Annotated in this window: 5 protein-coding genes, 3 tRNA genes and 3 rRNA genes; 2 read left to right on the top strand and 9 right to left on the bottom strand. The window is 40.6% G+C overall.

Features of this window, described 5'->3' with window-relative positions:
- Positions 1 to 275: 275 nt before the first annotated feature.
- The 5 genes from rrf to M9892_05995 all read right to left on the bottom strand — a co-directional run bounded on the left by rrf (position 276) and on the right by M9892_05995 (position 5029).
- A 5S ribosomal RNA gene (rrf, locus tag M9892_06015) occupies positions 276 to 387 on the bottom strand.
- A gap of 54 nt (positions 388 to 441) precedes the next feature.
- Positions 442 to 3213: ribosomal RNA gene (locus tag M9892_06010) — 23S ribosomal RNA — on the bottom strand.
- A 56-nt stretch (positions 3214 to 3269) separates the two neighbouring features.
- A tRNA-Ala gene (locus M9892_06005) sits at positions 3270 to 3343 on the bottom strand.
- Between the two features lie 11 nt (positions 3344 to 3354).
- Positions 3355 to 3428, bottom strand: a tRNA-Ile gene (locus M9892_06000).
- A gap of 79 nt (positions 3429 to 3507) precedes the next feature.
- A 16S ribosomal RNA gene (locus M9892_05995) occupies positions 3508 to 5029 on the bottom strand.
- Together the 16S, 23S and 5S rRNA genes with 2 tRNA genes alongside form the textbook arrangement of a ribosomal RNA operon.
- Positions 5030 to 5613: 584 nt before the next feature.
- Here M9892_05995 and metG point away from each other — a divergent pair.
- Both metG and M9892_05985 read left to right on the top strand, forming a co-directional pair.
- Positions 5614 to 7647, top strand: a complete 2034-nt coding sequence (gene metG, locus M9892_05990) for a methionine--tRNA ligase (protein ID MCO5253898.1) — start codon at positions 5614 to 5616, stop codon at positions 7645 to 7647.
- A gap of 109 nt (positions 7648 to 7756) precedes the next feature.
- Positions 7757 to 7828, top strand: a tRNA-Arg gene (locus tag M9892_05985).
- Positions 7829 to 7885: 57 nt separating this feature from the next.
- On the opposite strand, the gene polA is transcribed toward M9892_05985, so the two are convergent.
- From polA to ftsA, 4 genes are read right to left on the bottom strand one after another with little or no spacing between them, the layout of a single operon-like run.
- Positions 7886 to 10651 (bottom strand): DNA polymerase I, encoded by a 2766-nt coding sequence (gene polA, locus M9892_05980; GenBank protein MCO5253897.1) that lies wholly within the window; start codon positions 10649 to 10651, stop codon positions 7886 to 7888.
- 39 nt (positions 10652 to 10690) lie between these two features.
- Positions 10691 to 11068 carry an acyl-CoA thioesterase gene (locus M9892_05975; protein ID MCO5253896.1) on the bottom strand — a complete coding sequence of 126 codons (378 nt, stop codon included), beginning with the start codon at positions 11066 to 11068 and terminating at the stop codon, positions 10691 to 10693.
- A gap of 55 nt (positions 11069 to 11123) precedes the next feature.
- Complete coding sequence (gene ftsZ / locus M9892_05970) at positions 11124 to 12488, bottom strand: cell division protein FtsZ (GenBank protein MCO5253895.1); 1365 nt, start codon at positions 12486 to 12488, stop codon at positions 11124 to 11126.
- A gap of 22 nt (positions 12489 to 12510) precedes the next feature.
- The gene (gene ftsA / locus M9892_05965) at positions 12511 to 13848 is read right to left on the bottom strand and encodes a cell division protein FtsA (protein MCO5253894.1); all 1338 of its coding nucleotides are present in this window, start codon (positions 13846 to 13848) and stop codon (positions 12511 to 12513) included.
- Positions 13849 to 13864: the final 16 nt, after the last annotated feature.

The raw sequence follows: 13864 nt of genomic DNA, 5'->3' as shown, positions 1-13864 counted from the left end.
TTTGATGAATAATCCGGGCTATTAATTGCAAAGATTAAAAAATAAGTGAAAAGATAAAAGTGAAAAGTGAAAAGTTGCGGAACATGCTTTCATTATTGACTAATGTACCGCAACTTTTCACTTTTCGTTTTTAGCTTTTCACTTATTTAACCACTTAGATACATAGGCATTCCAGATAAACGTAGAGAACTATGTATCTATGTGGTTAAAAAAAGATCTCCGTGGTTAAAACCAAAAAAGCCTGTCAACTTGCGCTGACAGGCTCTTTAATAAATATCCGGCATCTACCTACTCTCCCAGGTTTGATCCTAGTACCATCGGCGGTGTGGGGCTTAACTACTCTGTTCGAAATGGTTAGAGGTGGACACCCATCCTATTGACACCGTGAATCTCTTCTTTGTAACATGACAATCGGAAAAACTGAGTCGTTCGAGTTTTTAATAATAAGAGCTCTCGGTTCATTAGTACTACTCGGCTTTGACATTGCTGCCTCTACACCTGTAGCCTATCTACGTCATCGTCTATAACGTCCCTCTATGGAAGTCTCATCTTGAGGCCGGTTTCACACTTAGATGCTTTCAGCGTTTATCCTAACCATACTTAGCTACTCTGCCGTGCCCTTGGCAAGACAACAGATACACCAGAGGTATGTCCAATTCGGTCCTCTCGTACTAAAATCAGACCCTCGCAAACTTCCTACGCCCACCACAGATAGGGACCGAACTGTCTCACGACGTTCTGAACCCAGCTCGCGTGCCACTTTAATGGGCGAACAGCCCAACCCTTGGGACCTTCTCCAGCCCCAGGATGTGACGAGCCGACATCGAGGTGCCAAACCTCCCCGTCGATATGAGCTCTTGGGGGAGATCAGCCTGTTATCCCCAGCGTACCTTTTATCCTTTGAGCGATGACCCTTCCACAAGGAATCACCGGATCACTATACCCGACTTTCGTCCCTGATCGACTTGTATGTCTCACAGTCAAGCCTGCTTATGCTATTACACTCTACATACGGTTACCAACCGTACTGAGCAGACCTTTGGAAGCCTCCGATACTTTTTTGGAGGCGACCACCCCAGTCAAACTACCCGCCATGCAATGTCTCCCGTATAAACGGGATTAGAATTCAAATAAATAAAGAGTGGTATTTCACTAATGACTCCACCTCAACTAGCGTTAAGGCTTCAAAGTCTCCCACCTATGCTACACATTATTTATCCAAACTCAATGCAAAGTTATAGTAAAGGTGCATGGGGTCTTTTCGTCCCGTTGCGGGTACTCGGCATCTTCACCGAGACTACAATTTCACCGAGCTCGTGGTTGAGACAGCATCCAGATCGTTACACCATTCGTGCAGGTCGGAACTTACCCGACAAGGAATTTCGCTACCTTAGGACCGTTATAGTTACGGCCGCCGTTTACCGGGGCTTCAATTCAGAGCTTCGCAAAAGCTAACCCCTCCTCTTAACCTTCCGGCACCGGGCAGGTGTCAGACCCTATACATCATCTTTCGATTTAGCAGAGCCATGTGTTTTTGATAAACAGTCGCCTGGATCGATTCGCTGCGGCCCCTAATGGGGCACCCTTTCTTCCAAAGTTACAAGGTTAATTTGCCTAGTTCCTTAACCACGAATCACTCGAGCTCCTTAGGATTCTCTCCTTGTCTACCTGTGTCGGTTTGCGGTACGGGTTTATGTGGGAGCTTTTCTAGGAAGAGACTTCATAGTCGTGCTTCGCCCGAAGGCTATGCATTGCTATTCCGTCAGCAATGACTACTACATTCTCTTCGTCCCTCACCACTAGTTCAGGAATATTAACCTGATTTCCATCGACTACCCTGAATCGGTTCGCCTTAGGACCCGACTAACCCTGATACGATTATCGTAGATCAGGAAACCTTAGACTATCGGAGTGTAAGTTTTTCACTTACATTATCGTTACTTATGCCAACATTTGCTTTTCTGTGCGCTCCAACGAATCTCACAATTCGCCTTCGATGCAAACAGAATGCTCCCCTACCATAAAATCCATAGCTTCGGTAGTATGCTTAATGCCCGTTTATTGTTTATGCTTAATCCCTCGACTAGTGAGCTGTTACGCACTCTTTAAATGAATTGCTGCTTCCAAGCAAACATCCTAGCTGTCAATGGAATTAAACCACATTAGTTCAACTTAGCATACATTTAGGGACCTTAGCTGATGGTCTGGGTTGTTTCCCTCTCGGACACGGACCTTAGCACCCATGCCCTCACTCCCAGATATATATATACGTATTCGGAGTTCGTCTGAGTTCGGTAGGTTTTGACACCCCCTTACCCAATCGGTAGCTCTACCTCGTATACACTTACTCTGAGGCTGTTCCTAAAAACATTTCGGGGAGTACGAGCTATCTCTCAGTTTGATTAGCCTTTCACCCCTACCCACAGTTCATCCGAAAACTTTTCAACGTTTACCAGTTCGGTCCTCCATTCGGTGTTACCCGAACTTCAACCTGACCATGGGTAGATCACAAAGTTTCGCGTCTACCTCCACTGACTATGCGCCTTTTAAGACTTGCTTTCGCTTCGGCTTCGTATGTAAACATACTTAACCTTGCCAGTGAAGAGTAACTCGTTGGCTCATTATGCAAAAGGCACGCTGTCATCCCGTAAAACGGGACTCCAACCGCTTGTAAGCGAACGGTTTCAGGTACTTTTCACCTCTCTATTCGAGATACTTTTCACCTTTCCCTCACGGTACTTGTTCACTATCGGTGTTTCAGTAGTATTTAGCCTTGCCGGATGGTGCCGGCAGCTTCCCACAAGGCGTCTCCGACCCCGCGGTACTCAGGATACTACTAGTTAATATGTCCTTACTAATACGGGACTATCACCCTCTATGGTTTAATTTTCCAAAAAATTCTTATTCAAACATATATTACATATTGTAGTCCTACAACCCCATCAATGCCTTAACATCGATGGTTTGGGCTATTTCCCTTTCGCTCGCCACTACTTGGGAAATCACTTTTGTTTTCTTTTCCTCTGCTTACTTAGATGTTTCAGTTCAGCAGGTTTGCGTTTATTACGTCCCGCAAGCGGGACAGGTTTTCCTATTCGGAGATTATCGGATCAAAGTTTTTTAGGCAACTCCCCGATACTTTTCGCAGCTTAACACGTCCTTCATCGCCTCTGAAACCCAAGGCATCCACCGTTCGCCCTTAGTAACTTTCCTAAAGTTATTATTTTTTTGTTTCAATATGTCAAAGAACTTATCCGCAGTGCGGATAGTGGAGAATAACGGATTCGAACCGTTGACCCCCTGCGTGCAAGGCAGGTGCTCTAGCCAGCTGAGCTAATTCCCCAAAAACCCAAGTAGTCCCGAGCAGACTTGAACTGCTGACCCCTACATTATCAGTGTAGTGCTCTAACCAACTGAGCTACGGGACTGTTCAAGAGAAGCCCGGAGGGGTTTCTGGAAAGATAATGAAGTAAAAGGAAGAATAGCGAAAGTTCAGTATTTCTCTAAAAAGGAGGTGGTCCAGCCGCACCTTCCGGTACGGCTACCTTGTTACGACTTAGCCCCAGTCATTGGTATAACCCTAGGCGACTCCTTGCGGTTATCGACTTCAGGCTCTCCCAACTTCCATGGCTTGACGGGCGGTGTGTACAAGGCCCGGGAACGTATTCACCGCATCGTTGCTGATATGCGATTACTAGCGATTCCAGCTTCATGAAGTCGAGTTGCAGACTTCAATCCGAACTGAGACTGGCTTTTTGGGATTAGCATCTTATTACTAAGTAGCGACCCTCTGTACCAGCCATTGTAGCACGTGTGTAGCCCTGGACGTAAGGGCCATGATGACTTGACGTCATCCCCACCTTCCTCACTACTTACGTAGGCAGTCTCCTTAGAGTCCCCAGCATTACCTGATGGCAACTAAGGATAGGGGTTGCGCTCGTTGCGGGACTTAACCCAACACCTCACGGCACGAGCTGACGACAGCCATGCAGCACCTAGTTTTGTGTTCCGAAGAAAAGACACCTTTCGGCATCGGGCACTAACTTTCAAGCCCAGGTAAGGTTCCTCGCGTATCATCGAATTAAACCACATGCTCCACCGCTTGTGCGGGCCCCCGTCAATTCCTTTGAGTTTCAACCTTGCGGTCGTACTCCCCAGGTGGCATACTTAACGCTTTCGCTTGGTCACTGACAGTATATCGCCAATAACTAGTATGCAAAGTTTAGGGCGTGGACTACCAGGGTATCTAATCCTGTTTGCTACCCACGCTTTCGTGCCTCAGCGTCAGTAATAGTTTAGTGAACTGCCTTCGCTATTGGTGTTCCATTGCATATCTAAGCATTTCACCGCTACATGCAACATTCCATCCACCTCAACTATACTCAAGATTTTCAGTTTCAATGGCAATTCTGTAGTTGAGCTACAGGCTTTCACCACTGACTTAAAAATCCGCCTACGCACCCTTTAAACCCAATAAATCCGAACAACGCTTGGATCCTCCGTATTACCGCGGCTGCTGGCACGGAGTTAGCCGATCCTTATTCATAAGGTACCGTCAGCCCTCTTCACGAAGAGGGGTTTCTTCTCTTATAAAAGCAGTTTACAACCCAGAGGGCCTTCATCCTGCACGCGGCATGGCTGGGTCAGACTTTCGTCCATTGCCCAATATTCCCTACTGCTGCCTCCCGTAGGAGTCTGGTCCGTGTCTCAGTACCAGTGTGGGGGATCATCCTCTCAAACCCCCTACCCATCGTAGTCTTGGTGAGCCGTTACCTCGCCAACAAACTAATGGGACGCATGCTTATCCATAACCACCGGAGTTTTAATTATAAAAAGATGCCTTTTCATAATGTTATGGAGTATTAATCCAGATTTCTCTGGGCTATTCTCCAGTTATGGGCAAATTGCACACGCGTTACTCACCCTTTCGCCACTCTCATCTTCACCGAAGTAAAGAATCTCGTTCGACTTGCATGTATTAGGCCTGCCGCTAGCGTTCATCCTGAGCCAGGATCAAACTCTTCATAGTAAAAATTGTTTGAATCCTGAACTGTAAATTTACTCTAAATTAATAGAGGTCCGCTATTCTTCCAATACCTCAAAGAACGTATATTATATTCTAAATCGAACTAATATTTCTTTTTTAAATTCCCTATCAAAAAGGGAGTGCAAAAGTACAACGAAATTTTAACTTGTCAAGTGGAAGTTATCCACATTTTTAAGTTGCTATTTATTTATGTTGTAGCTATTCTTGTACTCTTTTTGTGAACGGGGCTGCAAAGATAATGCGACTTTTTCATTTAGCAAATATTTTTTGAATTATTTTTTATTTCTTTAGATGTCCTTTGTTTTCAAGCTATAGCAGGTGTATTTCGCATTGATAAATGTGCTTATTCTCGTTTAATTTGCTCTTCAATGTGAATGGAAACAATGATTGCTCTTGCTTGTTTTGATATTATATCCGTATTTTGCATTGTTATAATATGAAAAACATGGAGTATATTAAGAGGAGTCCAAACAATAAGTTTTATGAAAAATGGGTAAGTCAATCATTGCCATTTTGGGAAAATAGGAACCTAAATATTACTGATAAGGTATCGAATAATGCAAACAATGAAGACTAATACGGCTCCTAAACGTTATTTAGTAACAGCGGCTCTTCCTTATGCAAACGGTCCTTTACATATAGGACACATTGCCGGTTGTTATTTGCCGGCTGATATTTTTGTAAGATTTCTCAGATTAGACGGCAAGGATGTAAAGTTTATATGCGGCAGTGACGAACATGGCATGGCCATCACCATGAGGGCAAAGAAAGAGAACACCAGCCCCAAAGAGATAGTTGATAAATATGATACATTAATGAAGAATGCTTTTGCTGAATTTGGGATAGCATTTGATATTTACTCAAGAACATCAAAGCAAATACACCATAAAACAGCACAAGAATTTTTTCTTGACCTATATAATAAAGGTGTATTTACAGAAAAAATTTCTGAGCAATATTATGATGAAGAAGCAAAACAGTTTCTTGCAGATAGATATATTAAAGGAATATGTCCCAAATGTGGATACCCTGAAGCTTATGGAGACCAATGCGAAAAATGTGGCTCTTCGCTTAACCCCGTTGATTTAATCAATCCTATTTCCACCCTGACAGGGAAAAGGCCAAGTTTAAGAAAGACAAAAAACTGGTATCTTCCCTTAGAAAATTTCCAAGACCGTTTGGGAGGGTTTATTAAAGGCAAACAAGATTCTTGGAAACCTAATGTATATGGTCAATGTGTGTCTTGGTTAAATGAAGGATTGCAATCCAGAGCGATGACACGTGATTTGGATTGGGGTATTAAGGTTCCGCTTAAAGACGCAGAAGGCAAAGTTTTATATGTTTGGTTTGATGCACCTATTGGTTATATTTCAGCAACAAAGGAGTTGCTTCCTAATCAATGGGAAGAATATTGGAAAAACGAGGAAACCGCACTGATACACTTCATTGGTAAAGATAATATTGTTTTTCATTGCTTAATTTTCCCTGCCATGCTAATGGCGCACGGTGATTATATAATACCGACTAATGTACCGGCAAATGAGTTCTTAAATCTGGAAGGAAGAAAAATTTCGACTTCAAAAAATTGGGCAGTTTGGTTGCATGAATATTTACAAGATTTCCCCAATAAACAAGATGAACTGCGGTATGTTCTGACTTCAATTGCCCCTGAAACTTCTGATAGTGAATTTACATGGAAAGACTTCCAATCCAGAGTGAACAATGAACTTGTGGCTATTATGGGAAATTTTGTCAACAGGGTAATTACGCTTATTAATAAATATTATGAGGCTGTTGTTCCTAATATCGAGATTGAAACCAATACAGAATTGGAAACTGAAATTGCCAAAGCATATCAAAAGTCAAGAGAGTTAACTATGAATTACAGTTTTAGACAAGGTCTTTCTTCGATTATGGATTTAGCGAGATTTGGCAATAGATTTATTACGATTCGAGAGCCATGGAAGAAAATAAAGTCCGACCCGGATGCAGTTAAGAAAGATTTGGTTGAATGTTTGATTATTACTGCTCATTTAGGCAAGTTATTAATGGCTTATTTGCCTCATACAAGTCAAAAAATTCTGTCCATGTTAAATCTTAAACATGAAGACATTAACGAAAATGAAATTATGATAAAGTTCGGCAATAATCATACGGTTGCTGAGCCAAGCCTTCTATTTCAAAAAATTGAGGATGCAGAGATTGACAAACAGATAACCAAACTTATGAATACAGAAAATTCTAATACCGTCACACTTAGTTCTAACAATCAGATTTCAGAAGTAACATTTGACGAATTCTCAAAAATGGACTTAAAAACTGCAACGATTACCGCTGCCGAAAGAGTTCCTAATACTGATAAATTACTTAAACTCAGTATTGACCTTGGTTATGAGCAAAGAACGATTGTGAGTGGTATTGCAGAACATTATACTCCCGAAGATGTAGTTGGCAAAACGGTCCTGATTATTGCAAACCTTGCGGCACGTAAAATCAAAGGAATCGAATCAAAAGGTATGATTTTAATGGCTGAAGAAAATGGCAAATTATCTTTTATGACCCCTGACAAACCCATGGGAGGAGGTGCTATTATTAAATAAGGAATCATTCCAAATAGCGCACCTATAAAGAGAATTATTGTAATATAAACTTTTGATACGTTTGAATATGTCCTTCGCATTTTAATGTGATATTTGCCGACTCTATGCGGGTCTCGTAGTTCAACGGATAGAATAGAAGTTTCCTAAACTTTTGATACAGGTTCGATTCCTGTCGAGACCACACCTTTACATCCATTGTTGTTTCACGAGCAAAGACATTATCGTTGAAACTTAAGAGTTAGTGAGCTTCCAGCCAATTATCTCCTATTCCTACTTCTACAAGAATGGGTACGTTAAGTTTCATGGCATTTTCCATTTGATATTTCACTAATACTTGGGTTTGTTCGACTTCGCTCTTTGGAACCTCAAACAACAATTCATCATGAACCTGAAGAATCATTTTTGTATTTAGTCTGGATTTGCTAATCTCTCTTTCAATATTAATCATAGCGAGTTTTATCATATCTGCGGCAGAACCTTGAATGGGTGCGTTGATTGCATTTCTCTCTGCAAATCCTTTGATGGTCTGGTTGCGGGAATTAATATCTGCAATATATCTTCTACGTCCTAAAATAGTTTTTACATAGCCTTCTTTTTGAGCCAAAGCGATGGTATTATCCATATAAGACTTGATTTTGGGAAATTTTTCAAAATATTCATTAATAATATGTTGTGCTTCCTTGCGTGGTATGCCAATTCTTTCCGATAATCCAAATGCCGATATCCCGTATATGATTCCAAAATTTACTGTTTTAGCTTTTCTTCGCATTTCTTTTGACACTTGTTCATAAGGCACCCCAAACACTTTTGATGCTGTTGATGCATGTATATCTAGTCCATTATTAAATGCCTCAATCATGTGCTCATCTCCCGACATAGATGCTATAACACGTAATTCAATTTGGGAATAATCGGCACTCATTAATACATATTCCTTTGAAGGTGCAACAAACGCTTTGCGTATTTCTCGGCCTTTTTCTGTTCGGATGGGTATGTTTTGCAAATTGGGATTGTTGGAACTCAGTCTTCCTGTGCCCACCACTGCTTGATTAAACGATGTATGAATTCTGCCGGTACTTTCTTTTATCAATAGTGGCAGAGCATCCACGTAAGTTGATTTGAGTTTTACCAATTCTCTGTAGTCAAGAATATGATTAACGATTTCGTGTGTATGTGCGAGTTTCACCAATACTTCTTCGTTTGTTTGGTATTGTCCGGTCTTTGTTTTCTTGGGTTTTTCAGCAAGTTTCAATTTGTCAAAAAGCACTTCTCCCATTTGCTTTGGCGAAGCAATGTTGAAAGCAACTCCGGCAAGTTCAAAAATTTTCTTCTCAGTTACCACAATATCAACAGCAAGTTCCTTCGAATAGTTGTTCAGAAACGCCTTGTCAACCTTGACACCCGATAGTTCCATAGAAGCCAAAACCGGAATCAGCGGAAGCTCAACTGTCTCAAACACTGTTGTCAGATCTTTTTCTATTATCAGTGGATTGAGTTTTTGCTGAAGTTGCAGTGTTATATCGGCATCTTCTGCTGCATAGCGTGTCAAATCTTCCAAGGGAACCGAAGTCATTTTCAATTGGTCTTTGCCTTTTTTACCAATCAGCGTTTCGATGCTGATGGGATCATACTGTAAAAAGGTTCGTGAAAGCTCATCCATATTATGTCGCTTGTCAGGGTCCAGCAGAAAATGGGCAATCATGGTATCATAATAAGGTTGTGTAATTTCTACACCTGCCTTCTTGAGTATCATCAAATCAAACTTCAGATTTTGTGCTATTTTCAGTTTGGTTGATTCAAACAATGGTTGCAAAATCTTCACAAAATCTTTCTTATCCTCCCTATTCAGATTAATAAAGAAGCCTTCATTTTTTCGTACACTCAGGGACAATCCTATAATATTTGAGTCAATCGGATCAAGTCCGTCTGTTTCCGTATCGAAACAGAATGCGTCCATAAGTTTAATCTTATTTACCAAATCTTGCAGGTCGTCCAATGAATCAATGAGGGTATATTTTTGTTTATTCGAATCAAAACTGCTAAAAATCTTCACCAATTCTTCATGTTCAGGAGTAACAACCTCATGTGCCATACTCGAAAATAAGTCATGTTGAGTGGGTTGTTGCGGAGCCGGTCCTAATATCTTTTGAGCCAATGTTCTGAACTCGAGTTCTTTGAAAATCGCTTCTAATTTTTGTTTGTCGGGCGGGTCTAAATTCAATGCATTTTCATCAAATTCAACGGGAACTTGGGTATTAATAGTTGCAAGTTTTTTAGAGATAATTGCTTTTTCATGATGCTCTCTTACTTTGTCTTGGATAGACCCTTTTAATTTGTCGGTATTAGCAATCAGATTTTCAACCGAACCAAATTCTTCAATCAATTTTTTAGCAGTTTTCTCACCAATACCCGGTATTCCGGGAATATTGTCACTTGCATCACCCCACAGTGCGAGTATATCAATAACTTGAGTAGGTTCCTTTATTTCCCATTTCTGCTTAACTGCCTCAACATCCATAATTGTATGTCCTAATCCCATTCTTGCCGGTTTATAAATATATACCTTGTCTCTAACCAATTGTGCAAAGTCTTTATCGGGAGTCATCATAAAGGTTTCAAAGCCTTTGTTGACCGCTTCCAGTGCAAGTGTGCCAATGATATCATCTGCTTCATATCCGTCTTTGGTAATAACCGGAATATGAAATCCTTCAATTATTTGAAAAATATAGGGAATAGAAGCAGAGAGTGCTTCCGGCATTGCTTCTCTATGTGCCTTGTAGTCAGGGAACATGATGTGTCTGTCAGTGGGTGCACTTGTGTCAAATACAACCGCGATATGTGTGGGCTTTTCCTTCTGCAGGACTTCCAACAGAGTCATGGTAAATCCAAACATAGCAGACGTGTTCAGCCCCTTGGAATTATATCTGTGATTTTTGCTAAACGCAAAGAAGGCTCTGTAAATCAGCGCCATCCCGTCTAACAAGAAGAGTTTTTTTTCTGACATGGTTCAAAGGTAGGAAGTTTTGGTCAGTGCTAACAAAACTTAATTACCCTTGTTTTTTTCGTTTTGAAATTTCTTTTTGGCAGTCTGTCCAATTGGAATGGGTGAGCCATCGTCATCGATTCTGACAAAAGTGATACTTGTTGTACAAGCCAATGTTTCTTCGCCACTGTATAAACTGAATCTTCGGGCTTCAATATTGATGGTAATGGATGAATTTCCCAGATTACTGATTTCACCATAAATATGTACATGTTGCCCACTTTTGAGCGGCTTTTTAAAAATAAGTTCTCCCACCCTCACAGTAACCATATTCGGTGTATAGCAATATTCACAGGCAAAGGCGGCAGAGGCTTCATCAATCCATGACATGAGTCTGCCTCCAAATAGGTTGCCATGGACACCGATGTCTCTACCCATGATTATTTTTTTTGTTAATAATTGCATCTTAAAGTGTGGTTTCAGAAAAACAAACTCAATCTACGTCTTTATTTAAAAATTTATTGCCTGATTCCTTGAATTTGGGTTCACCCTCTTTGTCTTCCAAATACAATTTATGAACGTTTTTCTCATCGGAAATGGGGTCAAGTACTAATCCCATTCTTTGGTAGGCGGGTATATTTAAGTCGTTTTTTTGTGCCGGATTCTTGTTTGGCTGCTGTTCTGGATTTCTTGGAAATCCAAACATAAAATCATTTGAGAAAGATGTATTATCAAAATTAAAAAGGGTGTGATTTTCTGTTCTTTCATTTTCAAAAGGAAAATCAAATACGGGGTCTTGGTTCAAATTTTCTGACAAATTTATACTTACTGATTGTTCTTCACTATCATCAATATCAATAGCAATTTCATCTTCTACTTCCTCATCAAAGGTGTTTTTTTCAAAACCAGTAGCAATTACTGTAATCGAGAGGGCATCACCCAGTCCGTCTGTTTTGGTAACACCAAATTTCAATCTTGCATTTCGTCCGGCAACATTCTGAAAGAAAGCAATAATCTGATCAATTTCATTTGCATAAGGCTCTTCGTTGTCATAAGCAATATTCAGCAAGATATGTTTGGCACCATCAATATTAGTGTCATCCAATAAAGGAGAGTCTAGTGCTATTTGAGAAGCGTTCAAAGCGCGCTCTTCTCCTTTTGCAATTCCGGTTCCCATGATTGCTCTGCCGCTATTTGTCATGGCGGTTTTTACATCCCTAAAGTCAACATTCATTTTGCCGGAGACGGTAATAATCTCAGCAATTCCTTTGGTAGCGGTGCAAAGCACGTCATCTGCTTTGGCAAAAGCCTCAGAATATTTTAGGTTGTGGTACATCTGCAATATTCTGTCATTGGTAATAATGAGTAGTGCATCCACGTGTGGGCGCAACTCCTCTATTCCTTTATCAGCAAGTTCAATTTTGTGAGGACCTTCATTATTGAAAGGGGTTGTAACAATGGCAACGGTCAACAGCCCCATTTCCTTTGCGAGTTTTGCAATAATAGGAGTGGCTCCGGTACCTGTGCCTCCACCCATGCCGGCAGTAATAAACACCATTTTGGTATTGTAGCCGAGTGCTTCTTTTATTTGTTCTAAACTTTCAATAGCACATTGTTTCCCTACTTCCGGTTCGGAGCCGGCTCCTAACCCTTCGGTCAGAGAGGCACCTAATTGAATTTTATTGGGAATAGAGCTACTTTCCAAAACTTGAACATCCGTGTTACAGATAATAAAATCCACACCGGATATTCCTTTATCATACATGTAATTTACAGCATTGCCACCACCTCCACCTACTCCAATTACCTTAATGATTGAGCTTTTGTTCTTTGGTAAATCTACTTTGAATGTCATCATTATGTTTAGTTATTATAAATTTTTATCCTTTTTGGAAGTCTTCATTGTTATCATCGTCCTTGAGATATTCCATAAAACTTCCGCCAAATCCTTTTATTTTGTTAAAAAAACCACCTACATTTTTGTTTGGTTGTTTGGGTTTCGCGGATTCTCCTATGTGTTGTTGAGTATTGTTATTAACCGGAACTTCTTTATCCATTCCATAAATAACCAATCCGGTGCCTGTAGCAAACATAGGGCTCTTAGCCTCGGCAACCGCACCTTTAGCAAGGTATTGGTTTGGATAACCAATTTTCACCTGCTTTCCTGTAACATATTCAAGCAGCAAACTAATATTTTTTAGTTCTGCTCCTCCACCCGTCAATACAATCCCTGCCGTCAATTTGTTTTGATAATCACTTTGCTTTATTTCATTATTAATGAGTTGAAATAACTCCATCAAGCGAGCATTGATAACTATGGATAGATTTTTGAGGCTGACTTGTTTGGGTTCTCTGCCATTGATTCCGGGCACCACAATGACTTCATTGCTTTGAATACCCTCAGGTAATGCATTACCATATCTCACTTTCATGGATTCTCCATACTTTTCCATGATTGCAAATGCCTCGCAAATATCTTTAGTGATTCTTTGTCCTCCTATGGGTACAACAGCGGTATGTCTGATTCTGCCTTCATGGAAGATAGCCAAATCAGATGTTCCACCACCAATATCAAGAATAGCAACACCGGCCAATAATTCTTCATCGGTCAGAACTGATTTTGCGGATGCAATGGGCTCAACCACAACATCTTCAACCGCAATATCACATTTTTGAATACAACGTTTGATATTTTCTGCAGCAATAATTTGTCCTGTAATGATGTGGTAATTAATGTCTATGCGAGAGCCTGGCATACCAATTGGGTCATCAGAATGATTGCCGTCAACAATATAGTCCTGAGGAAGTACATGTAAAATATGCGTACCGGGTGGGGTATTAATCCTATACATTTGTTTACGAATCTCTTCCAATTCTTCTGCACTAATCTCGGCATTTGGATCAGAACGGAAAGCACCATAGGGTTGCGTAAAACTGTTGATGTGTCTGCCTGCAATACCTACATAAACATTTCCGATTTGAATATTGGATGAACGTTCCGCTTCTTGAATAGCTTTCTTAATAGCTTCGGTAGTTTTGTTAATATTGGTTACTACTCCTTCAGTGATACCTCCCAGAGAGGAAGTACGCCCAATACCCAGAATATTAATCTTCCCGTTTTCATTGCGCATTCCCACGATTGCACAAATCTTGGTGGTTCCCACATCCAAACCAACTATTACTTTGTTTCTGTTATCTTCGATATTTTTTCTGCTCATAAAATTTCTGTTCTTG

The sequence above is a fragment of the Bacteroidota bacterium genome (genome assembly GCA_023957335.1).
GTDB lineage: Bacteria > Bacteroidota > Bacteroidia > NS11-12g > UBA955 > JALOAG01.
This window is presented reverse-complemented; position numbering and strand designations above follow the sequence as displayed.